At 67.5% G+C, this 25,723-nt stretch carries 27 protein-coding genes; 25 read left to right on the forward strand and 2 right to left on the reverse strand.

The annotated features are described in order from the left end of the window. Positions 1-91 precede the first annotated feature (91 nt). A complete protein-coding gene (flgA, locus tag CBY09_RS14205) occupies positions 92-889 on the reverse strand; it encodes a flagellar basal body P-ring formation chaperone FlgA (protein WP_094290272.1) in 798 nt (265 codons plus the stop codon). Between the two features lie 212 nt (positions 890-1,101). Here flgA and flgB point away from each other — a divergent pair, with 212 nt between their 5' ends. The 12 genes from flgB to CBY09_RS14265 all read left to right on the forward strand — a co-directional run bounded on the left by flgB (position 1,102) and on the right by CBY09_RS14265 (position 13,347). Continuing rightward, entirely contained in the window at positions 1,102-1,563 is a 462-nt protein-coding gene (gene flgB / locus CBY09_RS14210; RefSeq protein WP_094290273.1) for a flagellar basal body rod protein FlgB, read from the forward strand. 33 nt (positions 1,564-1,596) lie between these two features. Then, positions 1,597-2,001: a flagellar basal body rod protein FlgC gene (gene flgC / locus CBY09_RS14215; RefSeq protein WP_094290274.1), complete on the forward strand. Its 405-nt coding sequence runs from the start codon at positions 1,597-1,599 to the stop codon at positions 1,999-2,001. Between the two features lie 19 nt (positions 2,002-2,020). Continuing rightward, positions 2,021-2,677: a flagellar hook assembly protein FlgD gene (locus CBY09_RS14220; RefSeq protein ID WP_094290275.1), complete on the forward strand. Its 657-nt coding sequence runs from the start codon at positions 2,021-2,023 to the stop codon at positions 2,675-2,677. Positions 2,678-2,717: 40 nt separating this feature from the next. Continuing rightward, positions 2,718-3,998, forward strand: coding sequence for a flagellar hook protein FlgE (flgE, locus tag CBY09_RS14225; protein ID WP_094290276.1), 1,281 nt, complete (start codon positions 2,718-2,720; stop codon positions 3,996-3,998). A 49-nt stretch (positions 3,999-4,047) separates the two neighbouring features. Then, complete coding sequence (gene flgF / locus CBY09_RS14230) at positions 4,048-4,788, forward strand: flagellar basal-body rod protein FlgF (protein WP_094290277.1); 741 nt, start codon at positions 4,048-4,050, stop codon at positions 4,786-4,788. Between the two features lie 37 nt (positions 4,789-4,825). Further along, the gene (gene flgG / locus CBY09_RS14235; protein WP_063461631.1) at positions 4,826-5,608 is read left to right on the forward strand and encodes a flagellar basal-body rod protein FlgG; all 783 of its coding nucleotides are present in this window, start codon (positions 4,826-4,828) and stop codon (positions 5,606-5,608) included. A gap of 20 nt (positions 5,609-5,628) precedes the next feature. After that, positions 5,629-6,306: a flagellar basal body L-ring protein FlgH gene (locus CBY09_RS14240; RefSeq protein ID WP_094290438.1), complete on the forward strand. Its 678-nt coding sequence runs from the start codon at positions 5,629-5,631 to the stop codon at positions 6,304-6,306. Between the two features lie 367 nt (positions 6,307-6,673). Next, positions 6,674-7,816, forward strand: coding sequence for a flagellar basal body P-ring protein FlgI (locus CBY09_RS14245; RefSeq protein WP_094290278.1), 1,143 nt, complete (start codon positions 6,674-6,676; stop codon positions 7,814-7,816). A gap of 15 nt (positions 7,817-7,831) precedes the next feature. Continuing rightward, complete coding sequence (gene flgJ, locus CBY09_RS14250) at positions 7,832-8,758, forward strand: flagellar assembly peptidoglycan hydrolase FlgJ (protein ID WP_094290279.1); 927 nt, start codon at positions 7,832-7,834, stop codon at positions 8,756-8,758. Between the two features lie 16 nt (positions 8,759-8,774). Next, positions 8,775-10,751, forward strand: a complete 1,977-nt coding sequence (gene flgK, locus CBY09_RS14255) for a flagellar hook-associated protein FlgK (protein WP_094290280.1) — start codon at positions 8,775-8,777, stop codon at positions 10,749-10,751. A gap of 27 nt (positions 10,752-10,778) precedes the next feature. Then, entirely contained in the window at positions 10,779-12,032 is a 1,254-nt protein-coding gene (gene flgL, locus CBY09_RS14260; protein ID WP_094290281.1) for a flagellar hook-associated protein FlgL, read from the forward strand. Between the two features lie 70 nt (positions 12,033-12,102). Beyond that, complete coding sequence (locus CBY09_RS14265) at positions 12,103-13,347, forward strand: HDOD domain-containing protein (protein ID WP_094290282.1); 1,245 nt, start codon at positions 12,103-12,105, stop codon at positions 13,345-13,347. A gap of 22 nt (positions 13,348-13,369) precedes the next feature. Here CBY09_RS14265 and CBY09_RS14270 read toward each other — a convergent pair whose 3' ends face one another. Further along, on the reverse strand, positions 13,370-14,851 hold the full coding sequence (locus CBY09_RS14270; protein ID WP_094290283.1) for an aminotransferase-like domain-containing protein: 1,482 nt from the start codon (positions 14,849-14,851) through the stop codon (positions 13,370-13,372). A gap of 138 nt (positions 14,852-14,989) precedes the next feature. Here CBY09_RS14270 and CBY09_RS14275 point away from each other — a divergent pair, with 138 nt between their 5' ends. The 13 genes from CBY09_RS14275 (at position 14,990) to CBY09_RS14335 (ending at position 25,641) form a co-directional block, all read left to right on the forward strand. Then, a complete protein-coding gene (locus CBY09_RS14275; RefSeq protein WP_094290284.1) occupies positions 14,990-15,604 on the forward strand; it encodes a LysE family translocator in 615 nt (204 codons plus the stop codon). After that, positions 15,601-16,515: a DMT family transporter gene (locus tag CBY09_RS14280; RefSeq protein WP_094290285.1), complete on the forward strand. Its 915-nt coding sequence runs from the start codon at positions 15,601-15,603 to the stop codon at positions 16,513-16,515. Before CBY09_RS14275 ends, CBY09_RS14280 begins: the two co-directional genes overlap by 4 nt. Beyond that, complete coding sequence (locus CBY09_RS14285) at positions 16,512-16,982, forward strand: RidA family protein (protein WP_094290286.1); 471 nt, start codon at positions 16,512-16,514, stop codon at positions 16,980-16,982. The genes CBY09_RS14280 and CBY09_RS14285 overlap by 4 nt, the downstream gene beginning before the upstream one ends. Before the next feature lie 5 nt (positions 16,983-16,987). Further along, complete coding sequence (locus CBY09_RS14290) at positions 16,988-17,317, forward strand: DHCW motif cupin fold protein (protein ID WP_094290287.1); 330 nt, start codon at positions 16,988-16,990, stop codon at positions 17,315-17,317. Between the two features lie 9 nt (positions 17,318-17,326). Further along, complete coding sequence (locus CBY09_RS14295; RefSeq protein ID WP_094290288.1) at positions 17,327-17,650, forward strand: cupin domain-containing protein; 324 nt, start codon at positions 17,327-17,329, stop codon at positions 17,648-17,650. Then, positions 17,647-18,852, forward strand: a complete 1,206-nt coding sequence (locus CBY09_RS14300; RefSeq protein ID WP_094290289.1) for an aminotransferase-like domain-containing protein — start codon at positions 17,647-17,649, stop codon at positions 18,850-18,852. Before CBY09_RS14295 ends, CBY09_RS14300 begins: the two co-directional genes overlap by 4 nt. A 6-nt stretch (positions 18,853-18,858) precedes the next feature. Beyond that, positions 18,859-19,488, forward strand: a complete 630-nt coding sequence (locus tag CBY09_RS14305; RefSeq protein WP_094290290.1) for a glutathione S-transferase — start codon at positions 18,859-18,861, stop codon at positions 19,486-19,488. Between the two features lie 8 nt (positions 19,489-19,496). Continuing rightward, positions 19,497-20,360, forward strand: a complete 864-nt coding sequence (locus CBY09_RS14310; RefSeq protein WP_094290439.1) for a PhzF family phenazine biosynthesis protein — start codon at positions 19,497-19,499, stop codon at positions 20,358-20,360. Between the two features lie 170 nt (positions 20,361-20,530). After that, positions 20,531-21,406: a PhzF family phenazine biosynthesis protein gene (locus CBY09_RS14315; RefSeq protein ID WP_094290291.1), complete on the forward strand. Its 876-nt coding sequence runs from the start codon at positions 20,531-20,533 to the stop codon at positions 21,404-21,406. Then, positions 21,403-22,113, forward strand: coding sequence for a VOC family protein (locus CBY09_RS14320; RefSeq protein WP_165773916.1), 711 nt, complete (start codon positions 21,403-21,405; stop codon positions 22,111-22,113). Before CBY09_RS14315 ends, CBY09_RS14320 begins: the two co-directional genes overlap by 4 nt. A gap of 5 nt (positions 22,114-22,118) precedes the next feature. Beyond that, positions 22,119-22,760: a LysE family translocator gene (locus CBY09_RS14325; RefSeq protein WP_094290292.1), complete on the forward strand. Its 642-nt coding sequence runs from the start codon at positions 22,119-22,121 to the stop codon at positions 22,758-22,760. Next, entirely contained in the window at positions 22,757-23,743 is a 987-nt protein-coding gene (locus CBY09_RS14330; protein ID WP_094290293.1) for a threonine dehydratase, read from the forward strand. Before CBY09_RS14325 ends, CBY09_RS14330 begins: the two co-directional genes overlap by 4 nt. Before the next feature lie 77 nt (positions 23,744-23,820). After that, positions 23,821-25,641 carry a hypothetical protein gene (locus tag CBY09_RS14335; protein ID WP_094290294.1) on the forward strand — a complete coding sequence of 607 codons (1,821 nt, stop codon included), beginning with the start codon at positions 23,821-23,823 and terminating at the stop codon, positions 25,639-25,641. Positions 25,642-25,723 lie beyond the last annotated feature (82 nt).

Raw genomic sequence — 25,723 nt, forward strand, 5'->3', positions numbered from 1 at the left:
CTCTCTCCACCACCCCGCATGATGTGGGGCACAGTAGCAATGTTTTCGACCCGTTTGGCCCGGACTTTAGCCATTTATCACCTGGGCGTCATCAAAGAGTGACGTCTACTGTTCCGCTTTCGTTCACTATTCCACTGACGATGCGACCATTGTCCATGCGGATACGCACAGTTTGCCCCACAGCCCCGGCCGACAGCGCCTGCCCTGCCGACGTGACCGCGTAGCCGGGCCCCTGGGCCACCACCTTCACCTGGGCCCCTGCGCGGAACAGCTGCGGGGCCCGCACCATGCTCTGGCGCAATGCCTGGCCCGCCACCAGCTGGCGTGCGGCTACCTGCCCGACCCACAGGTCTGGGTTCGCCATGACAGGAGCGGTCTCGGCGGCCCAGTCCACCTCGGCCTCGGTGGCATCGCTGGCGGTCAGGACAGCGCCGGGCGCCACATTGCCGGTCAGCACCCAGGCCGGGCCAAACGCCTTGACGGTGACTGGCAGGAACACATTCCAGGCGGTGGGCCCCTCAACACAACGCAGCCCGAGGCGGGTACGGCCCCACAGACGGGAGCCCACCGGCAAATAAGGCTCCACGCGCGCGCAAGGCGCCAGCCGCAATCGCGAATCCAGTGAGCCAACACTCACTTCCATGCGCAGGGGGAGTCCGGTGGGGGCGCTGCGCGCCAGGGTGTCGTCCAGCCAGCGCTGCGTCAGCGGCCCCAGGTCCACCGAGGGATCGCCCGCCGCCTGGGCCCGGGCCGTGCCACTGGCGCCCACAGCCAGCGCGCCCAGCACCACCAGGCACAGGGCCTGCCAAGCGGCACCTGCGGGGCGCTGCGCGGGGGAGCGGCCGGACACAACCGGGAGGGAAAACAAGAAACGGGGGGAAGTGGACATGGGACCTCCTGGGCATCGGGTGGCTGGCCCGCAGGGGGCAAGGGCCATTTCACACCAATAACTATAGGCAGGCAGCGCCCGCCCAAAACCCGGAACTGCCCATCCATTTCCACGCTCTTCGCGCTTTAGAAAAAAGCGGCGGTTTCCATAATCAGGCAACGCCAAAAAGCCCCTGGGGCTGGCGACTTTGCAAACAACGGTGTGAGGCAAACATGCTTGACAAGATGACCAACCAGCTGAGTTTTCACAGCAACGCCTTGGTGCTGCGTGCGGAACGTCAGCGCGCCATCGCCAGCAACATTGCCAATGCCGACACCCCCGGCTATGTGGCGCGCGACTTCAAGTTTGGCGATGCGCTGCGGGAAGCCACAGGCATAGGCTCCTCGGGCACGGGTTCGGGTGTCACCCGCCTGGCCACCGGCGGGTCGCATGGCACGGCAGGCACCACCGATCCACGCCACATTCCCTTGCCCACAGTGCCCACCACCGCCAGCATCGACCGGCAGGGCGCCCTGGGCTACACGGTGCAGACGCAGCCCAGCCTGGACAACAACTCGGTGGACCTGGACCGCGAACGCGCGAACTTCGTGGACAACTCCGTGCGGTATGAGGCCACGCTGCGCTTCATCAACGGCGGCGCCAAAACCATGCTCAGCGCCATCCAGGGGCAGTAAGCCAGCAGCGCAGCATAGAAAGCGAGCCACACCATGTCCATGTTCTCCATCTTCAACGTCTCCGGCAGCGCCATCAGCGCGCAGTCGCAGCGGCTCAACGTGGTGGCCAGCAACCTGGCCAACGTCGATGCGGTGGCAGGCCCCGATGGCAAGGCCTACAAAGCCCGCCAGGTGATTTTCCAGACGGCCGAGATGGGGGCAGAAAGCGCTGCCGGCGTGCGCGTGAGCGGGATGAGCGAGAGCAACGTGCCCGGCCGCCGTGTGCACGACCCCGCCCACCCCTCGGCCGACGAGCAGGGCTATGTCACGCATTCGAACGTCAACGCGGTCGAGGAGATGGTCAACATGATCTCGGCCTCACGCTCGTACCAGAACAACGTCGAGGTCATGAACACGGCCAAGTCGCTGCTCCTCAAGACCCTGCAGATGGGCCAATAACTTCAGGACGGACTCCGCCATGATTCTCAACTCCGCCACCAGCGCCCCCACGGTCACGGACGCGACCGGCACAAAAGCCAACGCTGCCACCGACCCCGCTGCCGCGCAAGACCGGTTCCTGAAGCTGCTCGTTGCGCAGCTCAACAACCAGGACCCGATGAACCCGCTGGACAACGCCCAGATGACCTCGCAAATTGCGCAGATCAACACGGTGACCGGCATCCAGCAGCTCAACCAGACCATGCAGAGCATGGCCGAGCAGTTCAACTCGCTGCAGGTCATGCAGGGCACGGCACTCATCGGGCGCAATGTGATGACCGAAGGCTCCAGCCTGGCCGTGGCCGACAAGGCGGGCAAGGGCGGCTTCGAGTTGCCGTCTGCCGCCACCAACGTGAAGATCGAGGTCACGACCGCAGGCGGCCAGGTGGTGGACACCATCGACCTGGGCGCCAAGGCCGCAGGCCGCCACACCTTCGAGTGGGACGCCAGCAAGTACACCGGCACCACCGATGCACTGCAGTTCCGCGTCACAGCCGTCAACGGCTCCACCAAGCTGTCGAGCACGCCGCTGGCCCTGTCCAAGGTCACAGCCGCAGGCGCCGAAGACGGCCAGCTCAAGCTGACGCTGGCCAACGGCAAAACCATCAACTACAGCCAGATCAAGGCCCTGGTCTAAACCGGCCGAACCCTTTCCTCGCCCCCATCAGGAGAACACCATGAGTTTTCAGCAAGGCCTGTCGGGCTTGAACGCCGCCAGCAAGAACCTCGACGTCATCGGGCACAACATTGCCAACTCCAACACCGTGGGGTTCAAGGCCTCGCGGGCCGAGTTTGCGGAGATGGTGGCCTCGGCCATTGGCTCCTCCGGCGGCACCAACGCCGGCATCGGCGTGGAAGTGGCTGCGGTGGCGCAGCAGTTCACCCAGGGCAACCTCACGATCACGGGCAACAGCCTGGACGTGGCCATCAACGGCAACGGCTTCTTCACGCTCACGCTGCCCGATGGCACGCCTGCCTACACCCGCTCCGGCAACTTCAAGCTGGACAAGGAAGGCAACATGATCACCAACGACAACGCCTCGGTGATGGGCTACCCGGTGGACCCCGTCACGGGCCTGCGCACGGGCACCGACCCCATCCCCATGGTGTTCCCGACGGCCGAGCCCATCCCCGCCAAGCAGACCACCACCATCACGGCGGCGTTCAACCTGGATGCGCGCGCCACCGATGCAGCGGGCGACCCCACGGCCACGCCCCCCATCCCGGCCACCCCCCGTGCCACCTATGGCACCTCGATCAATGTGTTCGACAGCCAGGGCGTGGCCAAGCCTGTGAGTCTTTACTTCCAGAAGACCGCCACCGCCAACACCTGGGACGTGTACGACCAGCTGGACGACCCCACGGCCGTGCCGCCCGTGGTGGCCACGCCCATCGGCCAGATCACGTTTGACAACAACGGCGCCATCACCGGCCCGGTGGCCACGCCACCTGCCACCGGCTTTTCGCTGCCACTCACCGTCAACCCCACGCCGCCCAACCCCAACAACCTGCCCACCTACACCGTGGACGTGAACCTGGACAAGGTGACGCAGTTCGGCACCAAATTTGCCGTCTCCAACCTGAGCCAGGACGGCTACACCTCGGGCGAACTCACGGGCATCAACATCGAGAACAACGGGATGATCATGACCCGTTACTCCAATGGCGTGACCCGTGCCGAAGGCCAGCTGGCGCTGTCGAGCTTCCGCAACACGCAAGGCCTGGCCTCGGTGGGCAGCAACAACTGGGTGGCCACGTTCGAATCGGGCCAGCCCGTGGCGGGCACCGCCACCGACGGCAACTTCGGCTCGCTGCGCTCGGGGGCGCTGGAGGACTCCAACGTGGACCTCACCGCCGAGCTGGTCAACATGATGACCGCCCAGCGCGCCTACCAGGCCAACGCCCAGACCATCAAGACGCAAGACCAGGTGATGTCCACCCTGGTGAACCTGCGCTGATGTGCGCCTGAATCTTCACTGACCCCACCCAGGACCCCGGAGAGCCCCCATGGACCGCATCATCTACACCGCGATGACGGGCGCAAACGCTGCTGCCCATCGGCAGGCCGTGCTGTCCAACAACCTGGCCAACGCGTCCACGGGCGGGTTCCGTGCCGAGATGTCCACCTTCCGGTCCGTGCCGCTGCAGGGCGACGGCGCCAAGACCCGCGTGTTCGCGCTGGAAGCCACCTCCGGCTACGTCAACACCCCCGGCCCCGTGCAGCGCACCGGCCGCAACCTCGATGCGATGGCTGCGGGCAACGCCTGGTTTGCCGTGCAGGGCCTGGACGGCACCGAGGCCTACACCCGCGCGGGGAGCTTCGAGGTGTCGGCGGGCGGCCAGCTGCTCACGCCCACCGGCCTGCCGGTGCTGTCCGATGGCGGGGCCCCCATCGATGTGCCCCCCGGGGCCGATGTCTCGCTGGGCTCCGATGGCACCATCACCGCCAAGACTGCAGGCCAGCCTGCGCAGGCAATTGGCCGCCTGAAACTCGCCACCCCCACCGCCGAAGACCCGCTCAAGCGCGGCGACGACGGCCTGTTCCGCACCGCGTCGGGCGACCCCATGCCCAACGACGCCAACGCCCGCATGCTGTCGGGCGCGCTGGAGGGCTCCAACGTGAACCCGGTGGAAAGCATGGTGGGGATGATTGCCGCAGCGCGGCAGTTCGAGCAGCAGATGCGCCTGCTGCAGAACGCCGAGACCAATGACAAGACCGCCAGCCAGTTGCTGAGCATGAACGGCTGAGGCCGCGCCCCACGCTGCCACGCCAAAAGGAAGCACCATGATCAACTCCCTCTGGATCGCCAAGACCGGCATGTCTGCGCAGCAGACCCAGCTCGACGTCATCTCGCACAACCTGGCCAACGTCTCCACCACCGGCTACAAGCGCAACAACGCGGTGTTCGAAGACCTGATCTACCAGAACCTGCGCCAGGTGGGCGCCAACACCACCGAGCAAAACCAGCTGCCCACCGGCCTGCACCTGGGCCTGGGCGTGCGCACCGTGGCCACCAGCCGCAACTTCGTGCAGGGCAGCCTGCAGGAATCCAAGAACAACCTGGACGTGGCCATCAACGGCAATGGCTTCCTGGAAGTGACCATGCCCGACGGCACCATCGGCTACACGCGCGACGGCTCGTTCCAGGTCGATGCCCAGGGCCGCCTGGTCAACTCCAGCGGCCTGCCCGTGGCCAACGGCATCACCGTGCCCGCCAACGCCACCAGCGTGAGCATCAGCGCCGACGGCGTGGTGTCAGCCACCGTGCCGGGAAACACCCAGCCCCAGCCGCTGGGCAACCTGGCCATGTCCTCCTTCATCAACCCGGCGGGCCTGGAGCCCATCGGCCAGAACCTGTTCAAGGAATCGGCCGCCTCGGGCCAGCCCCAGCAGGGCACGCCCGGCACCAACGGCCTGGGCATCCTCAAGCAGGGTTTTCTGGAAGCCTCGAACGTGAACGTGGTGGAAGAGCTGGTCACCATGATCCAGACCCAGCGCGCCTACGAGATGAATTCCAAGGCCATCCAAACCTCGGACCAGATGCTGGCCAAGCTGTCGCAGCTGTGATGGCCAGGAAGGACACCGCCATGAAGCACCTGATCGCATCCACCGCCCTGGCCTTGCTGGCCACGGGCTGCGCCACCCTGTCGCCGCCGCCGCCCGTGGACATCCTGCCCACCACGCCGCCGCCCATTGCGACCACGACGCCGCGCACACCACCGCCGGTCACCGGCAGCCTGTTCCACAACGCCAGCTACCGCCCCGCATTCGAGGACCGCCGCGCGCGCATGGTGGGCGACAACGTGACCATCAATATCGTGGAGAACGTCACGGCCAGCCAGAAGTCTTCGTCCACGGTGGACCGCACCTCCGAAGCCTCGGGCGGCATCACCAGCCTGCCGTTTGTGAAACGCTCGCTGGCCGACCGCACCACCCTCGCGGCGGGCTCGGAAAGCACCTTCTCGGGCAAGGGTGGCACCGAAAGTACCAACACTTTCACCGGCTCGATCACCACCACCGTGGTGGACGTGCTGCCCAACGGCCATCTGGTCGTGACCGGCGAGAAGCAGATCGGCGTGAACCAGAACGTGGACGTGCTGCGCTTCTCGGGCACCGTCGATCCGCGCGTGATGCAGCCCGGCAGCATCGTCAACTCCACCCAGGTCGCCAATGTGCGGGTCGAGTCGCGGGGCCGGGGCGCCCAGAACGAGGCCCAGGCCATGGGCTGGATGAACCGGTTCTTCAACACCATCACGCCGTTCTAGACTCCCCCCTGAGGCGCTGCGCGCCTTCCCCCTTAGGGGGGACGCCGCCAGCGCGGCGGGGCAGCCCTTGCGCGGCGGCCCGCGCCGGGGCCGCGCCAGTTTTGACGGACACCGGGCTCTGGGACGGTTGTGGCTGCAGTAGCAGTCTGAGTCAATTGCTATATTGTTTATAGCAATAAACACTTACCGATAGCGCGGTAACGGCCATTTTTTCTTATATTTTCCGCAGCAGAACAGCCTTGGCGCCTGTCCGGCGCGCTGCAGGCTGCCGGCCGCTTTCCCTCTGCCCCGAAACCCACGCAATAAGCTGGTGAACCGGCTGCTTTTCGGGTTTTAGTTTCTGGCGGGGCCGCCCACAATCGGTGCCATGAAAGCCTTGTCCCACCTCCCCCTGCAGCGCATGGCGCGCGCGCTGTGGCTGCTGCTGGCCCTGGGGGCCGCCTGCCTGGCCGGGCCCGCACAGGCCCTGCGTATCAAGGAAGTGGCGGCCGTGCAGGGTGTGCGCTCCAACCAGCTGACGGGCTATGGTCTGATCGTGGGCCTGGACGGCACGGGCGACCAGACGACGCAGATGCCCTACACCACGCAGGCGATGTCGAACTACCTGCAGCAGATGGGCATCAGCCTGCCGCCGGGCTCGGCGAACCAGCTGCAACTCAAGAACGTGGCGGCGGTGATCGTCACCGCCCAGCTCCCCGCATTTGCCCAGCCCGGGCAACTGATCGATGTGAACGTGTCCTCCATGGGCAACGCCAAGTCGCTCAAGGGCGGCACGCTCATCGTCACCCCGCTGCGCGGCGCCGATGGCGAGATCTATGCGCTGGCCCAGGGCAATGTGGTGGTGGGCGGCGCAGGCGCGTCGTCCGGCGGCAGCAAGGTGCAGATCAACCACCTGAGCGCAGGCCGCGTTCCGCAAGGCGCGCAGGTCGAGCGCGCCGTGCCCACGCCGCTCAACGAAGGCGACACCATCAGCCTGGGCCTGAACGCCTCCGACTTCCAGACCGCGCGGCGCGTGGTGCAGGCCATCAACACCAAGCTGGGCAATGGCGTGGCCACCGCGCTGGACGGCCGCACCGTGCAGGTGCGTGCCCCCACCGACCCCGGTGCCCGCGTGGGCTTTATCGCCGACCTGGAGGAGCTGCAGCTGGACGCCATGACCCCTGCGGCCAAGGTGGTCATCAATGCCCGCACCGGCTCGGTGGTGCTGAACCAGGCCGTCACGCTGGGGCCGTGCGCCATTGCGCACGGCAACCTGTCCATCACCATCAGCAGCACGCCCGTCATCAGCCAGCCCGCGCCGTTCTCGCAAGGGCAGACGGTGGTGGCGCAGCAAAGCGACATCCGCATCAACCAGGAGCCGGGCAACATCATCCAGGTGCCGGCCTCGCCCCAGCTGGCCGACGTGGTCAAGGCGCTCAACGCGCTGGGGGCCACGCCGGGCGACCTGCTGGCCATCCTGCAGGCCATCAAGGCCGCCGGCGCGCTCAACGCCGAGCTGGAAGTGATCTAACCCGGAGGCGCAACCATGGCCCTCACCCTGCCTTCATCCAGCACCACCAGCAGCACCTCGAATGCGCTGGCGGTGGACATCCGCTCGCTAAATGCGCTTAAGTACGACGCGGGCACGGCCAACAACGCGCAGACCACGCGCGAGGTGGCCAAGCAGTTCGAATCGCTGTTCATGCGCGAGCTGATCAAGAGCATGCGTGACGCCACGATGAAATCCGGCCTCATGGAAGGCGAGCAGGCCAACCTGGGCCAGGACCTGCTCGACCAGCAGCTGTCGGTGAACATGGCGGGCCAGCAGGGCGGGCTGTCTGAAGCCATTGCACGCCAGCTCTCGCGCCAGATGGGCGGTGCGGACACCACGTTCTCGGTGCCCTCGACCCTGAGCCTGCAGTCCGCCCTGCCCCGCGCCACGGCACCAGCGGCCAGCGGCAGCGCGCTCCCCGAAGCCACCCAGCAAGCCCCCAAGGGCCGCGACGGCTTTGTGCAGCACCTCTCTGGCACCGCCGAACGGGTGGCGCAGGAAAGCGGCATCCCCGCCAGCTTCATGCTGGGCCAGGCGGGCCACGAAACCGGCTGGGGCAAGAGCGAGATCAAGCACAAGGACGGATCCAACTCGTTCAACCTGTTCGGCATCAAGGCGGGCAAGGGCTGGACGGGCAAGGTGGCCGAGATCACCACCACCGAGTACATCAACGGCAAGGCCCAGAAGGTGACGGCGAAGTTCCGCGCCTACGACTCGTACGAGGATTCGTTCCGCGACTACGCAAAGCTCATCAAGGAAAGCCCGCGCTACGAGCAGGCCGAATCCGTCGCCCAGTCCGGCTCGGCCATGGCCTACGCCTCTGCGCTGCAAAAGGCGGGCTACGCCACCGACCCCGAATACGCCAAGAAGCTCAGTGGCGCCATCAACAGCGTGCTGCGCACCCAGCGTGCGCAGGCATGAGAACGCGAGGTAAGCCATGAGTCTTCTCAACGTCGGCGCCCGCGCCCTGCTGGCCAACCAGGTGGCCCTGCAGACGGCAGGCCACAACATTGCCAATGTCAACACACCCGGCTATTCGCGCCAGACGGTGGTGCTGCAGACCGTGCAGGGCCAGTTCACCGGTGGCGGCTACATCGGCCAGGGTGTGGATGTGCAGACCATTCTGCGCAACCAGAGCGAGCTGCTCACGCGCCAGTCGGCCGCAGCAGGTTCGACCCAGGCCGCAGACATCGTGCGGTCCGAGCGCCTGCGGCAACTGCAGGAGGTCTTCAGCGGCGGCACGGCCGGGCTGGGTGCGGCCATCAACGACATGATGAACGCGTTCTCCGACGTGGTGAGCTCGCCCACCGACATCACGGCACGCACGGTGGTGCTCACCCGGCTGGACGAAACCGCCGCCCGCATGCGCACGGCCGGGGAGCGCCTGAACGAGCTGCAGTACACCGTCACCGAGCAGCTGGAAAGCAGCGTCACGGCCATCAACAGCCTGGCCAAGCAGATGGCGAACATCAACGAGCAGATCGCGCGCGCCAACGGCAATGGCCAGAGCCCCAATGATCTGCTGGACCAGCGCGACCAGATCATCCGCGAGATCAACCAGTATGTGCAGACCACGCAGATCCCGGCCGACGATGGCACGGTGGGCCTGTTCGTGGCAGGCAGCCAGCCGCTGGTGCTGGGTACGACAGCCTCCAGCCTGTCCATCGACGATGCCACCCAGTTCCCTGCCAGCGGCCAGATCAAGCTGTTCTTCAACCGCCCGGGCGCGCCTCCGGTGGAGATGGACGAGAACGTGCTGGGTGGCGGCTCGGTCTCGGGCCTGCTGCGCTTCAACAACAACGACCTGACGGAAGGGCGCAACCTGCTCGGCCGCATGGCCATGGCCATTGGCATGACCATGAACGACCAGCAGAACCTGGGCCTGACGCTCGATGGCGTCCCGGGCAAGGACCTGTTTGCGCTGCCCACCAGCATGCCGGGCTACACCAATGGCGCGGGCGTTGGCACCGTCTCGTTCACGGGTCCCACGCAGTTTGCAGCCTCGGACTACGAGATCCGCTTCACCACCGGCACGGCAGGCCAGGTCGTGCGCCTATCCGATGGCAAGGCCACCCCGTTCACCGATGCCGCCAACCTGGCCACGCTGCAGATCGACGGGCTCAACTTCAACCTGACCACGCCCGGCAACCCGGGCGAGCGCATGCTGTTCAAGCCGTTCAGCACAGCGGCCAACAATATCCAGGCGCTGGTGTATTCGCCGCGCGACCTGGCCGTGGCCAACCCCATCAACGCGGCCATGGGCACCGCCAACGGCGGCACCATGCAGCTGGCGGGGCTCAAGGCCACGGGCCTGCCCAACCCGCCCGGCCTGGTGCTGCCCGCCAATGCCAACCCCGCTGCCCTTCCGCCCATCCTGGGGGGCGTGCAGCTGCAGTTCACCGCCGGCCCACCCACCACCTACGACGTGCTCGACCGGGGCACGGCACCGCCCACGGTGCTGGCCGCCGCGCAGCCCTATACCTCGGGCGCGCCGATTTCCATCAACGGGTGGGAGATCAAGCTGCAGGGCAGCCCCAAGACGGGCGACACCGTGGTCATCGGCAATGCGCTGGACCCGCAGTACGGTGACGCCTTCACCCGCAACGCGGGCAATGCCAGCGCGCTGATGAGCCTGCGCGACGTGAAGATGTTCGACGAGTCCACGCTCTCCGACGGCTATGCCAGCGCAATTGCCCAGGTGGGCACACGCACGCAGAGTGCGCTGTTTGCGGCCGAAATGTCCACCACCATCGCCGCCAACCTGGAGCGCGACCGCACGGCCGTGTCGGGCGTGAACCTGGACGAAGAGGCCGCCCGGCTGATCCAGTACCAGCAGGCCTACCAGGCATCGTCCAAAATGATCCAGATTGCGCAGAATATCTTTGACTCGCTGCTGCAGGGCATGGGCCGCTGACCGCCGTTCAGGAGCTAGGAGTTCGACATGAGCAACAGCATCTACCGCCTTGGCACTGCCAATATGTACGACAACGCCCTGCGCAACCTGGGCGCGCGGCAGACCAACCTGTCCAACCTGCAGGAGAACCTCACCTCGGGCAAACGGGTGGTGCGGGCCAGCGACGACCCCGTGTCGGCCGCGCAGGCCGAGCGGGCGCTCAACCGCCTGGCGCGCATCCAGACCGAGCAGCGCGCGCTGGAGACCCAGCGCAACGCCATCGTCCAGGGCGAATCCTCGCTGGGCGATGCGGTGGACCTGGTCCAGCGATTCCGCGAGCTGGTGGTGAGCGCTGGTGACGCGGCCATGACGCCCAACGACCGCGTCACGGTGGCCAACCAGCTGCAGGGCCTGCGCGAGCAACTGCTGGAGGTGGCCAACCGCAAGGACACCAATGGCATTCCGTTGCTGAGTGCCCTGGGCAGTGCGCTGGCCCCCTTCCTGGGCCCGCTCAGCGGCTCGCCCGACTACAGCTTCCAGGGCCTGCCCGGCCAGACGGCCAGCACCGGCGTGACCGTGCCCGGCGCGCTGGATGGCGATTCGGCCTTCATGTTCGACCCCAACCGCGATGGCGTCTACACCGCCGGTGTGAGCGCCATTCCGGTGGGCCGCCAGCTCACCACCACCGCCATCACCCCGGCCAACCTGGCCCTGGTGACGGGCGACAACTACAGCATCGCCTTCAGCGCCGTGGGCCCGGGCGCCACACCCGGCACCAGCACGGCCACCTACACCATCACCAACACCACCACCGGCGCCGTGTCCGCCCCTGTGGTGGTGCCTGACTACCCCAGCGACAAGCCGGTGACCATCTCCGTCGCGGGCATTCCGGGGCTGACCTTCGACATCAAGGGCAACCCCGCCAACGGCGACACCATCACCCTGCAACCCAGCGCCAGCATGTTCAGCACGCTGGACAGCGCGATCAACGGCATCCGCAATGCCCCCAACAACAACGCAGCCATCCAGGCTGTTGGGCAGGCGCTGGCCAATATCGATATCGGGCTGGAGCGCGTGCACAACATGCGCAGCTATGCCGGTGAGCTGCTCAACCGTGCCGACCGCATCACGGGCGACCAGGAAAAGCGCTCCATCCAGCTCGAAGGCGACCGCTCGCGCGCCGAGGATCTCGATATGATCAAGGGCATTTCGGACTTCCAGAACCAGCAGGTGGGCTACGAGGCAGCACTCAAGTCCTATGCCCAGGTTCAGAAGTTGTCGCTGTTCAATTTCATCAGTTAAAGCGGGTCTTCCCACGCCGCGCAGCCCAGGCGGGGCAGGCCCCAACGACGAGACAACCGCCTGAGAGCACATGGTCCAATCTGTCCTTGGCAGCCTGATTCTGGGCTACCGCCCTTTGTGGAACCGGGCCCGCAAGCTCGCGGGCGTCCAGCTGTATGCGCACAACGAGGCCACAGCGGTGGTCGATGCCGGTCACCTGCTGCGCACCCTGCAGGAGCTGTGGTCTGCCAGCTCCCCGCCCCTGCTGATCTCGGCCCAGACGCGCCAGCTGCTGTGCGACCTGCTCGAACACGCACCACGTGGCGCGCCCTGGATCGAGGTGCGTGGCGACTGGCTTTCGGATTCGGCCATCTATGCACGCGTCAAGGCCGCGCACCAGCGCGGCCTCAAGCTGGTGTGGCGCGGCGATGCCAGCAAGCTCCCAGAGCCCGAGATTGCGCGCTGTTTTGACAACAGCCTGCTGACCCTGCGCCCCGAAGACGCGGTGGCGGCCCTGCAGACAGCGCCCGCGCGCCCCGGCGCCCCGGCCGCGCCTGCGCCCCGGGCCACCAGCCCCGTGCTGGCCGGGCAGATGTACGAAAACGTGGCCAGCCGCGCGCTCATGGAACATTGCCTGGACCAGGGCAACGCCATGGCCCTTGCGGGCTGGCCGTCGGAAGACGTGCTTTACAGCCTGCGCCACCATCCACAGCAGCCCTCGCACGCCGTGATCTTCAAGCTCATGAAGGCCATCGATGCGGAGCAGTCGCTGGAGACCTTCGAAGACATCATGGGCGAAGACCCGCTGCTCGCGTACCGCTTCATGGTGTACACCAACTCGGCCGCCCTGGGCCTGCGCACCGGCATCGACTCGCTGCGCCGGGGACTGGTGATGATGGGCTACAGCTCCATCAAGCGCTGGCTGTCCGACCAGTTGCCGCACGCCAGCACCGACCCCAACATGCTGCCCGTGCGCGCCGCCATGCTGATCCGCGCGCAGCTCACTGCCCACCTGCTGGACGCAGGCATCGAGAACGACTTGCGCCGCGAGATCTACCTGTGTGGCCTGTTCTCGCAGCTCGATGACCTGCTGGGCGAGCCCCTGGGCACCATCCTGCGCCGCCTGCCGCTGTCCGAGCGCATTTACGACGCCACGGTGCTGCGCACCGGCCCTTACACCAGCGGCCTGCAGATGGCCTGTGCGCTGGAAACCGACGACGCCAGCGCGATCCGCCAGCTCTGCGAGACCTATGAGATGGACCTGGAGGAGGTCAACCGTGCGCTGCTGCGGGTGTTGGCCGACCTGGAAGTGGAACGCCCCGCTGCCGGGCGCTGAGCCCCCTAGTCGCCGCGCCTGCTCACCGCTCCTGCTCAGCCCGCACGCGCTCAAAGATGCGCCAGAACGCTGCGTCCTGCGTGGTCGCAAAGTTGATGCGCATGAGCGTGCTGGGCTTGCGCTCGGCATGGAACAAGGCGCCGGGCGCGAGCAGGTAGCCCTCGTCCAGCATGCGCTGCGACAGCGCATCGGTGTCCACCCCCGTCTCCACCCAGCCAAACAGGCCCACGGGCTCGGCCGCGAAGCTGCAGCCCGCAGCCAGCGCCAGCTTGACGCTGCGCGCGCGCGCCGCATCCAGCCGGGTGCGGATGCGCTCGGAATGGCGGCGCAGCTGGCCCTGCTCAATGCACAGGGCCAGGGCCTTTTCGAGCAGCGCGGGGGTGGTGAGCGTGGCCAGCAGCTTGGTGTCCAGCAACTGCTCCACCAGCGTGGGCGGCGCGGCCAGGTAGCCAATGCGCCAGTTGGGCGCGAGGATCTTGGCAAATCCGCTCACGTAGATGGTGCGCTGCAGGCCATCAAGCGCGGTGAGGCGCGTGGCATGCTCGGGCGCGATGTGGCTGTAGGTGTCGTCTTCCACCACATGGAAGTTGTGCTGGTTGGCCAGTTGCAGGATGCGGTGGGCGCTGCCCGGCGTGAGGCAGTAGCCCGTGGGGTTGTGGAACACGCTCACGCTCACATAGAGCTTGGGCTTGTGCACCTCGCAATACCGGGCCATCACCTCCAGATCCGGCCCGTCCGCGCGGCGCGGCACGGGCAGGATGTGCATGCCCAGGGCGGCCAGGCGCGCAAACTCCACGGCCCAGCCGGGCTCTTCCACCATCACCGGGTCGCCCGGGCGTAGCAGGGTGCGGCTCACGATATCGAGCGCATGCGTGGCGCCCACGGTGGTGATGATGTGCTCGGGCGCAGTGTGCACATTGAGCGTGGCCAGCTTCTTGGCCAGCAAGCGGCGCAGGCCTGCGTCGCCCAGGGGTTCGCCGTACTGCAGTGAAAAATCCTGCAGGCTGCGCGAGCTGGTCACCTTGCGCACGGCTGCGGGCATGAACGTGGACTCCAGCCAGTCCGGCGGAAACACGCCCATGCCGGGCTGGGGCTTGTCGCTGACCTTGTGGAACATGCCGCGTATGAGCGCCGTGGCATTGACGGGCGACACCCCTCTGCGCCCAGCGGCCCGCGCGGCGAACCAGTGGGCCGTGCTCCAGTTGGCGGCGGCGCTCTCCAGCCCGGGGTCCACGGGGTGGGCGTCCTCTTCGTCTGCAGCAGCGGCCGAGCGGCCACTTTCGCGCACGAAGAAGCCCCGGTTCTTGCGCGCCTCCACCAGGCCCTGGGCCAGCAGCTGGTCATAGGCCGCCACCACGGTGGACGGGCTCACCCCGTTTTGCTGCGCGCACTGGCGCACCGACGGCAGGCGCGCTCCCGGCGCCAGCAGGCGGTTGCGGATGCGCTCGGAGATCCGGGCCGACAACTGCTCGGTGAGCGACTGGGTAGAAGATTTCATCAGCATGGCAAGGCCCCGGGCGGTGTACTGTCTTCACAACCAATACAGTTTCAACACTGCGCTGACTGACTGTACTGGTGATGTACTGGTTTGCAAGATTACATTGAACCCACACAACCGACAAGAACCCCCCTGCAAATCCCCATGAGCGCTGCCGAACTCACTGCCCTGCTGCTGTTTTGCACCGCCATGAGCTTTTCGCCGGGGCCCAACACCACCTTGTCGACCGCGCTGGCCGCCAACCTGGGCCTCAAGCGCGCGCTGCACTTTTGCCTGGCCGTGCCAGCGGGCTGGACGCTGCTCATGCTGGGCAGCGGCCTGGGCCTGGGCGCCCTCATCACCGGCGTGCCCGCCCTGCGCTGGGCCGTGACCTTGCTGGGCGTGATCTACATGCTCTGGCTGGCTTTCAAGCTCAGCCGCGCCGGGCAGCTGACCGAAGTGGACAGCAACCGCCTGAACGTGACCTTCTGGCAGGGCGTGGGCCTGCAGTTCGTGAACATCAAGGCCTGGATGCTGGCGCTCACGCTCAGCGCAGGCTGGGTGGTGAATGCCGCTGGGCAGCCCGCCGCCAACCCGGGCGAGCGCCTGGCCATCATCTGCGGCGTGATGATGGTGTTTGCCTTCACCAGCAACTTTGTCTATGCGCTGGTGGGCTCGCTGCTGCGCCAGTGGCTGGCTCAAGGCGCACGCCTGCTGTGGTTCAACCGCGCGCTGGCGCTCGTGCTGGTGCTCACTGCGTATTGGATGCTCACCCTATGAACCGCTCACAGGAAAAAGAAGCCCTGCTCTGGGGCCTGGTCGGCGTCACGCTGTTTGCCGCCACCCTGCCCATGACACGGCTGGCGGTGGGCTCCACTGACGCGCCCCAGCTGTCCCCCTGGTTCGTCACCTTCGGGCGCGCCGCCGTGGCGGGCTTGCTGTCCATCGGCTACCTGTGGTGGCAGCGCGCGCAAGGGCGCCTGAACTTGCCCACCCGCGCCGAATGGCCCCTGCTGGGCATCACGGCCTTTGGCGTGATCGTGGGCTTCCCGCTGTTCCTGGCGCTGGCACTGCGCCATGTGCCCAGCACCCACGGCGCCGTGGTCACCGCCCTGCTGCCGCTGTCCACCGCCCTGCTTGGCGCGCTGTGGTACCGGCAGCGGCCCTCGGCAGGCTTCTGGGCCTGCGCCGTGCTGGGCAGCGGGCTGGTGCTGGGGTTCATGGTGTGGCGCGCGGGTGGCCTGTACCTGGGCGCGGCCAACATCTACCTGCTGATCGCCATGACCACGGGCGCCCTGGGCTACATCGGCGGCGCCCGCCTCACGCCCCGCCTGGGGGCTGAGCAGGTCATCTGCTGGGTGCTGGTGTGCAGCCTGCCGCTGACTTTGCCCGTGGCTTGGTGGTTTGCCCCGGCAGAGCCGTCCCGCATTGGCGCGATGAGCTGGGTCGGCTTCCTGTACGTAGCCCTGTTCTCGATGTGGATCGGCTTTTTTGCGTGGTACCGCGCCTTGGCGCTGGGGGCCGTGCGGGTCAGCCAGATCCAGCTCATCCAGCCTTTTTTGAGCCTGCTGTTTGCCGTGCCGCTGCTGGGTGAACACCTGGATGCGGTCACCCTGGTGTTTGCTGTGGCCGTGATTGCCACGGTGTTCGTTGGCAAGCGCATGCCCATTCAACAAGGAGCCCCCGCATGAATGCCACCACCCCGGAGCAGCGACTGCAACAGCTGGGCCTGGTACTGCCCGCCGTGGTTGCCCCGCGCGGCAACTTCGATGCCTATGTGCTGGACGGGAATACCCTGTACATCTCGGGCAAGGGGTCTCCCCTGCGCAACGACATGGCGGTGGTGCCCAAGGTGGGCCGCGAGATCAGCGCCGACGAGGCACGCCAGCATGCGCGCGACGTGGGCCTGCACCTGATTGCCACCATGCAGGCAGCACTGGGCGACCTGTCGCGCGTGCGCCGCGTGGTCAAGGTGCTGGGCATGGTGAACGCGGTGCCCGACTTCATGCAGCACACCGAGGTCATCAACGGCTGCTCCGACCTGTTGGTGGAAGTGTTTGGCGACGCGGGGCGGCATGCGCGCTCGGCCGTCGGCGTCGGCTCCTTGCCGCGCGGCTTCGCGGTCGAGATCGAGGCCGTGGTGTCGATCAAGGACTGAAAACCATGCATTTGCAGAACATCCCCTTTGCCACCACCGACTGGGCCAGCATTCCGCGCGAAGAAAAAACCGCCGAAGCGGGCCAGGCTTTCTGGCGCACCCAGACATTTGGTGACGTGCGCGTGCGCATGGTCGAGTACACGCCCGGTTACGTGTCAGACCACTGGTGCGTCAAAGGCCATGTGCTGCTGTGCCTGAGTGGCGAGCTGCACACCGAGCTGCAGGATGGCCGCCAGTTCACCCTGACGCCCGGCATGAGCTACCAGGTGTCGGACAATGCGGAACCCCATCGATCCACCTCCCCACAGGGTGCCACCCTGTTTGTGGTGGACTGAAGGAACCCCATGCACACCTCTGTGGAACGAGGACTGCGGCAACTGCCCGGCCCGGACGGCGAACGCTTTGCAGCGCTGATGGCGCATGGCAGCATGCGCACCGAGCTGTATGCGCCGCGCGGCCACGACCCGCAGCAGCCCCATGCGCAGGATGAGCTGTATTTCATCCAGTGCGGCCAGGGCGAGTTTGTGCAAGGCGACACACGCCGCCGCTTTCAGGCGGGGGATGCGTTTTTTGTGCCTGCGGGGCAAGTGCACCGCTTTGAGCATTTTTCGGACGATTTTGTAACGTGGGTGGTCTTTTGGGGACCATCCGGAGGAGAACGAGAGTGAAACTGAACGACCTTCCACAGACCAGCACCTGGACCCTGGCACGCCGTGCCGAGCGCATGAACCCCTCGGTCATCCGCGAAATCCTGAAGGTCACGGAGAAGCCCGGCATCATCAGCCTAGCAGGGGGCCTGCCCTCGCCCAAGACTTTCCCGGTGTCGGCCTTTGCCGCCGCTTCGGCCGCCGTGCTGGCCCAGGACGGCCCCGGCGCCCTGCAATACGCCGCCAGCGAAGGCTACGGCCCGCTGCGCCAGGCGATTGCCGACTTCCTGCCCTGGGATGTGAACCCCGACCAGATCCTGATCACCACCGGCTCGCAGCAGGCGCTGGACCTGATTGCCAAGGTGCTCATCGACGAAAACAGCCGCGTGCTGGTCGAAACCCCCACCTACCTGGGCGCGCTGCAGGCCTTCACCCCCATGGAACCCAGCGTGGTGGCCGTGGCCAGTGACGACGAAGGCGTGCTCATCGACGACCTGCGCGCCAAGGTGGGCACGGGCGCCGACAAGGCGCGCTTCCTGTACGTGCTGCCCAACTTCCAGAACCCCACGGGCCGCACCATGAGCGAAGCCCGCCGCGCCGCGCTGGTCAAGGCTGCTGCCGAGCTGAACCTGCCGCTGGTGGAAGACAACCCCTACGGCGACCTGTGGTTTGACAACCCACCGCCCCCACCGCTCACGGCCCGCAACCCCGAAGGCTGCATCTACATGGGCTCGTTCTCCAAGGTGCTGGCCCCCGGCCTGCGCCTGGGCTTTGTGGTGGCCCCCAAGGCCGTGTACCCCAAGCTGCTGCAGGCCAAGCAGGCTGCCGACCTGCACACCCCCGGCTACAACCAGCGCCTGGTGGCTGAGGTGATGAAGGGCAACTTCCTGGACCGCCATGTGCCCACCATTCGCGCGCTGTACAAGCAGCAGTGCGAAGCCATGCTGGCCGCGTTGACCAAGGAAATGGCGGGCCTGGGCGTCGAATGGAACCGCCCCGACGGCGGCATGTTCCTGTGGGTGCGCCTGCCCGAAGGCATGAGTGCCATCGAGCTGCTGCCCCAGGCGGTGGAACGCAACGTGGCCTTTGTGCCCGGCGCGGCGTTCTACGCCGACAACGCCGACCCGCGCACGCTGCGCCTGTCGTTCGTCACCTCCACGGTGGAACAGATCGCCACAGGCATCGCCGCGCTGGCGGATGCAATCCGTAGCCACAAGGCCTGATCCGGCATGCTGAGGCTATGGGGTCGCCTGTCGTCCATCAACGTGCGCAAGGTCGTGTGGGCCGTGCAGGAGCTGGGCCTGCCTTCTGTGCAGCGTACCGACGCGGGCGGCCAGTACGGCATCGTGCGCGAGGCGCGCTTTCTGGGCCTCAACCCCAACGGCCTGGTGCCGCTGATCGAGGACGGGGACACAGGCGTGACGCTGTGGGAGTCCAACGCCATCGTGCGCTACTTGTGCGCCCGGCATTCGCTGGGCAACCTGTACCCCGAAGACCTGCCCACGCGTTTTACCGCCGAGCAGTGGATGGACTGGCAGCAGACCACGCTGAACCCCGCCGGGCGCGATGCGTTCCTGCAGTGGGTCCGCACGCCTGCCATGCAGCGCAATGAGGCGCTCATCGCCGCATCGGTCGCCCTGACCGAGCCGCTGATGGCGATGCTGGACGCGCACCTGGCGCGCCAGCCCTTCATGGCGGGCGAGCGCTTCACCATGGCCGACATCCCGGTGGGCTGCGAAATCCACCGCTGGTGGGGCCTGCCCCAGGCGCGCCCGGCACGGCCGCACCTGGAGCGGTGGTACAACACGGTCAGCACCCGTCCCGGCGCCCGGGGCGTGTTGGACCAGCCCCTTGCGTGAGCCTCACCATGCACCAGCGCCCCTTCAAGCAGATCGACGTTTTCAGCGACCGCCCCGGCTACGGCAACCCTGTGGCCGTGGTGCTGGATGCCGATGGCCTGAGCGACAGCGACATGCGCCGCTTTGCGGCGTGGACCAACCTGTCGGAAACCACCTTTCTGATGCCGCCCACCGACGCCGGGCGCGCTGCCGGAGCCGACTACCGCCTGCGCATCTTCAGCCCCAATGGAGAGCTGCCTTTTGCGGGCCACCCCACCCTGGGCACCTGCCATGCCTGGCTGCAGGCGGGCAATGCCCCCCGCCAAGGTGGCATGGTGATACAGGAATGTGCACTGGGCTTGGTACGCATTGCACATGCCAACGGCACCCTGGCCTTTGCCGCGCCGCCGCTCAAGCGCAGCGCCCCCAGCCCTGCGCTGGTGCCGCTGATCGCGAGCGCCCTGGGCCTGCGCCCGCAGCAGATTCTGGGCGCGCAGCTGCTCGACAACGGCCCCGTGTGGCTGGGCCTGCTGCTCGACAGCGCCGACACCGTGCTGGGCCTGCACCCCGACCACGCACGCCTGAAGGACCTGGGCCAGGACGTGGGCGTGATCCACGTCAGCCCCACGGCCAGCAACACCAGCCAGCCCGGGGCCGTGGTGCGCGCGTTTGCCGCGCCCATGGGCAACCCCGAAGACCCGGTGACGGGCACCCTCAACGCCAGCTTGGCCGAATGGCTGATTGCCGACGGTCTGGCCCCCCGCAGCTACCTGGTGGCCCAGGGCGAATGCCTGGGCCGCGCGGGCCGCGTGCACATCCGCCAGGACGACGACCACCAGCTGTGGGTGGGCGGGCACGCAGTGACCTGCATCGAAGGCACGGTGTTGCTATGAACCTGCGCTGCCCTGCCCCGCGCCCCAGCGGCTGATTTCCCCCTCGGCCTCGCCAGAGCGCCGTGCCGCAACAACCCATTTACCCACCGGTCCATACCCCGGTGAGCCCCCGGCGTGCCCAACCGCCGCCACCTTCGCCACCATTTTTGACCTCAAGGACTCTGACCACCATGCACCAGCGCCCCTTCCAGCAAGTCGATGTTTTCACCGCCACCCCCTACCGGGGCAACCCGCTGGCCGTGGTGCTGGACGGCTCCGGCCTCAGCACCGAAGCCATGCAGGACTTCACCAACTGGACCAACCTGTCCGAAGCCACCTTCCTGCTGCCCCCCACACCCGAAGGCCGCGCCGCCGGGGCCGACTACCGCGTGCGCATCTTCTGCCCCGGGCGCGAGCTGCCCTTTGCAGGCCACCCCACGCTGGGCAGCTGCCACGCCTGGCTGAAGGCCGGCGGCCAGCCCCAGGTGGCGGGCAAGGTCGTGCAGGAATGTGGCGTGGGCCTGGTCACGCTGCGGCAGGACGGCGAGCGCCTGGCCTTTGCCGCGCCGCCCCTGATCAAGAGCGGCCCCCTCGCGGAAGAGGACGTCGTGCTGATCGCCAAGGGCCTGGGGGTGGCACGCAGCGACATCCTGCACCACGCCTGGTGCGACAACGGCCCCAACTGGCGCGGCGTGATGCTGGCGAACAGCGAGCAGGTGCTGGCGCTCCAACCCGACGCCAGCATCCTCGGCCAGCTGGACGTGGGCGTGGTGGGCCCGCGTGGCAAGGTGGGCGTCATCGGCAGCACCGATGCCGACGGCATTGCGTTTGAAGTGCGCGCCTTTTTCCCCGGCAACAACGGCCTGGCCGAAGACCCCGTGACCGGCAGCCTGAACGCCGCGCTGGCCCAGTGGCTCATCGGCGCCGGGCTGGCCCCCAAGCAGTACGTGGCCAGCCAGGGCACCCGCCTGGGCCGCGCGGGGCGCGTGTTTGTGGAGCAGGACGGCGACACCATCTGGGTGGGCGGCAGCAGCGTGACCTGCATGGCGGGCGAGGTGCTGCTGTGACCAGCGCCCCCCACGCGCCCTGCGTGGACCACCTGGTGGTGCTGGCGACCGACCTGGCCAGCGGCGTGGCCTGGTGCGAACGCACGCTGGGCGTGGCCCCCACCGCAGGCGGCGAACACCCGCTGATGGGCACGCACAACCGCATCTTCAACATCTCCGGTCCCGTGCACCCCCGCGCCTACCTGGAGATCATTGCTATCAACTCAATAGCTGCCACCGCAATACCAGCAGGCGCAAGGCGCTGGTTTGACATGGATGATGCCGCCCTGCAGCAGCAAGTGGCGCAGCACGGGCCCCAGCTCATCCACTGGGTGGCCAGCGTGCCCGATGTGGCCGAGCGCTGCGCCGCCCTGGCGGCGCTGGACGTAGAGCGCGGCGCCGTGATCACCGCCAGCCGCCCCACGCCGAACGGCCTGCTGCAGTGGCAGATCACGGTGCGCAGCGACGGCCTGCGCCTGATGGACGGCTGCCTGCCCACCCTCATCCAGTGGGGCCCCGTGCACCCCTGCGACAGCCTGCCCGCCAGCGGCGTGCAGCTGCAGCGGCTCGCGCTGCAGCACCCCCAGGCCGCCACGTTGCTAACGGTCTGCGAGGCCATCGGCGTAGCGGACAAGGTGGCCATTGCGGCGGGCGACGCCCCCAACCTCACCGCACAGCTCATCACCCCCCGCGGCCCTGTCGCCCTGTCGTCACGCACCCCGGAGTAAACACCATGCTGTTTTCACCGCAAGAACTGGCCCTCTTTGCCATCGCCGCTCTGGTGCTGGTGCTCACACCCGGGCCCAACATGGTGTACTGCGTCTCGCGCAGCCTCACCCAGGGACCACGCGCCGGACTGATTTCGCTTTCAGGCGTGGTGTTGGGTTTTGTCGTGCACCTGCTGGCGGCAGCCCTCGGCCTCACCGCATTGCTGGCTGCCGTTCCGCTCGCGTTTGACGCCATCCGCTACGCCGGCGCCGCCTACCTGCTGTGGATGGCCTGGCAAGCCGTCAAGCCCGGGGGCGCCGCGCCGTTTGAAGCGCGCAACCTGCCGCACGACAGCCCGCGCACGCTGTTCCTCATGGGCTTCATGACCAACCTCCTGAATCCCAAGGTGGCCATGTTCTACCTGTCGTTCTTCCCGCAGTTCCTGCACCCCGAGCGCGGCCAGCTGCTGCAACAAAGCCTGACGCTGGGCGCCGTGCAGATCAGCACCAGCGCCGCCGTGAACGCCCTGCTAGTGCTGGGCGCCGCACGTGTGGCGCTGCTCCTCAACCGCAATGCCGCATGGATGCGCGCCCAGCGCTACTTCATGGGCACCGTCCTCGGTCTGCTCGCCCTCAAACTGTTGACTGAAAAGAAAGCCGCCGCATGAACACCCGCCTCGACCCCACCGCCCTGCTGCCCACCCTGGCCGACATCGAAACCGCTGCCGAGGTGGTGTACCGCGACTTCGCCGCCACGCCCCAGTACCGCTGGGGCCTGCTCAGCCAGCGGCTGGGCACCGACTGCTGGCTCAAGCACGAGAACCACACGCCCGTGGGCGCATTCAAGATTCGCGGCGGCCTGACCTACTTCGACCAGCTCGCCCAGCGCGGTGCCCTGCCCATGGAAGTGATCAGCGCCACACGCGGCAACCACGGCCAGAGCATGGGCTGGGCCGCGCGCCGCCACGGCGTGGCCTGCACCATCGTCGTGCCGCGTGGCAACTCGCTGGAGAAGAACGCGGCCATGCGCGCTTTAGGCGTCACGCTCATCGAACACGGCGACGACTTCCAGGAAGCGCGCGAACACGCCATCCAGCTCGCGGCCCAGCGCGGCGCCCACATGGTGCCCAGCTTTCACCCCGACCTGCTGCGCGGCGTGAGCACGTATTGGTGGGAGTTTTTGCGCGCTGTGCCGCAGCTCGACGTGGTGTATGTGCCCATCGGCCAAGGCTCGGGCGCGTGCTCGGCCATTGCGGCCAAACTGGCGCTGCAGCACCCCGTGCGCGTGGTGGGCGTGGTGAGCAGCCATGCCACCACCTACGCCGATTCGCTGGCCGCAGGCCATGTGGTCGAGGCGCCCGTCACCACCCAGCTCGCCGACGGCATGGCCTGCCGCGTGGCCGACGCCGAGGCGCTGGCCGTGATGGCCCCGCACATCGACCACATCGTGCAGGTGAGCGACGCCGAGGTGGCCGACGCCATGCGCGCCCTGTTCACCGACACGCACAACGTGGCCGAAGGCGCGGGCGCTGCGGCCCTGGCGGCAGCGCTGCAGGAGCGCGACGCCCTGCAGGGCCAGAACGTGGGCCTGGCGTTGACGGGTGGCAACGTGGACGCGCCCATGTTTGCAAATACCCTCGCCAAGCACTGACAGTCTGCTGGACAATGCCCCTCGCACAGCCGCCGCCACGGCGGCCGTGACATAACAAATCCGTTGAGGGAGTGTCCATGGCAAGCCAAGCACCGTCCGGCTACCGCTGGGGCCTGCGCGCGGTCATCGCGTTGCAGTGTCTGCTGATTCTCGCGTTCGTCTACCGGGGCGTGTCCGCCCCCGGCCCCTTCGGCCCCCGGCTGCCCGCCGTGCAGGGCGAGACACTGTGGCTCGAAAGCCACGGCTCGTTCCACCAGTTCGATGCGGCGGGCAAGCGGCTGCAGCAGATCCCCCTGGCCGCGCTGAAGCTGTCCGACAGCCCGACCAGCCTGCAGTTCACGCAGGAGCAGGTGGCCTGGGTGCACGATGACAGCCGCGTGCACCGCTGCGACCTGCGGCAACGCCTGTGCCTGCCCGTGGAGCTGGCCGAGCTGGACAGCCGCCGGGGCTACCGCTGGGTGCGGGTGAGTGACGACGAATCGGAAATCGTCGTCTCCGACGCCTCCCACCACCGGGTGCTGGTGTACCGGCGCGATGCGATCACGGACCGCTACGCCCTCGCGCGCACCGAGGCCCAGGGCATGCGCTTTCCCAACCAGACCCTGCAGGTCAAAGACGCGATGTGGGTGGCCAACACCAACCGCCACGAAATCCTGCAGCTGCGCACCGGCCCGGACGGCAAGACGGTGCGGCAGCAGCACCCCATCGCCCACCCCGACCTGCGGCCCGGGCGCACGTTCCCGTTTGCCATGGCGCAGGACCCGCGCGGGCAGCTGTGGGTGCTGGTGGCGGGCACCAGCATGCAGAACGCCGACCTGCTGCTCATGAACCCGCAGCTCCAGCCCGACCGCGTGATTCCTCTCGCCGCCAAACAGGACCCCAACGCCATCACCCTGTTCCAGCAGCACATGCTGCTCACCGACATGAGCAACTTCCTGGTGCGCAGGCTGGACCTGCATGGCCGCGTGCTGGGGCCCTTTGGTGACGCGGCCTTCCAGGCAGAGCTGGCGACGGCGCGCAACCAAGCCACCTGGTCGCGGCGCATGCCCGCGCTGCTGCTGGGCAGCGTTGCCGTGCTGATGCTGGTGGCCCTGTGGCTGGCCTGGAAGGCGGGCGAGCTGCGGCAGCTGCGCGGCGCCGCATGGCGGGCCGAGCCCGAGGACAGCCCGCAGGACGAGACGGCCCCTGCGCCGGTGTTCGCGACCACCACCACTGCCGCCAAGGATGCAGCGGCCGCCGCTTTCGCAGGCGCCACCCTCCCCATCCCGCCCGGCCGGGTGACCATGGTCAAGGCGCTGCCCGGCAGCACCCGCACGCGGCGGCGCCTGCTGCTGGCCACCAGCGCCCTGGCGCTGTTGGTCATGAGCGCCCTGCTGTACTGGATATGGCCCATGTTCTACCAGCACGACTGCGCCCCGGGCGCCGCCTGCCCAGCGTGGCTGCCGTATGGCCTGGCAGTGCTGGCCCTGGTGCCGATGATCCTGCCCATGGTTCTGTGGCGCAGGCTGAAGGCGCTGGAAAACATCCGCATCGGCACCGATGGTCAGCAGGTGCAGGCCCGGGTGGGCAACAGGCGCTACCAGGCCCCTGCGCACCAGGTCACCTGCACGCGCCAGCAGCTGCTGATCGGCCTGGGGGTGGTGCCACTGCGCCTCAACGGCGAAGCCCTGTTTGACGAAGCACTGCTGCGCCGCGACTTCATCCACCGCTTGCCCCAGATGCAAATGCACAACAGCCCCTGGAGCGCCGGGCTGCTGGGCCACTGGTGGAAAAACGGCGGCTGGCAGGGACGCGCCATCGTGATCGGGTTCGGCGCTCTGTTTGCGCTGCTGGCGTGGTTGCTGGTAGGGCTGCTGGTGCTGCGCGGGCTGTTCTTCTGGCTGACAACGCTGGTCTGAGCCAAACACCGCCCCGCTGCTGCAACGCAGCATCACCAACTCTCAAATTGATAGCACCGGTCGCACTAGCGACAAGCGCGCT

This window comes from Acidovorax kalamii, assembly GCF_002245625.1.
GTDB classification, from domain to species: Bacteria; Pseudomonadota; Gammaproteobacteria; order Burkholderiales; family Burkholderiaceae_C; genus Acidovorax; species Acidovorax kalamii.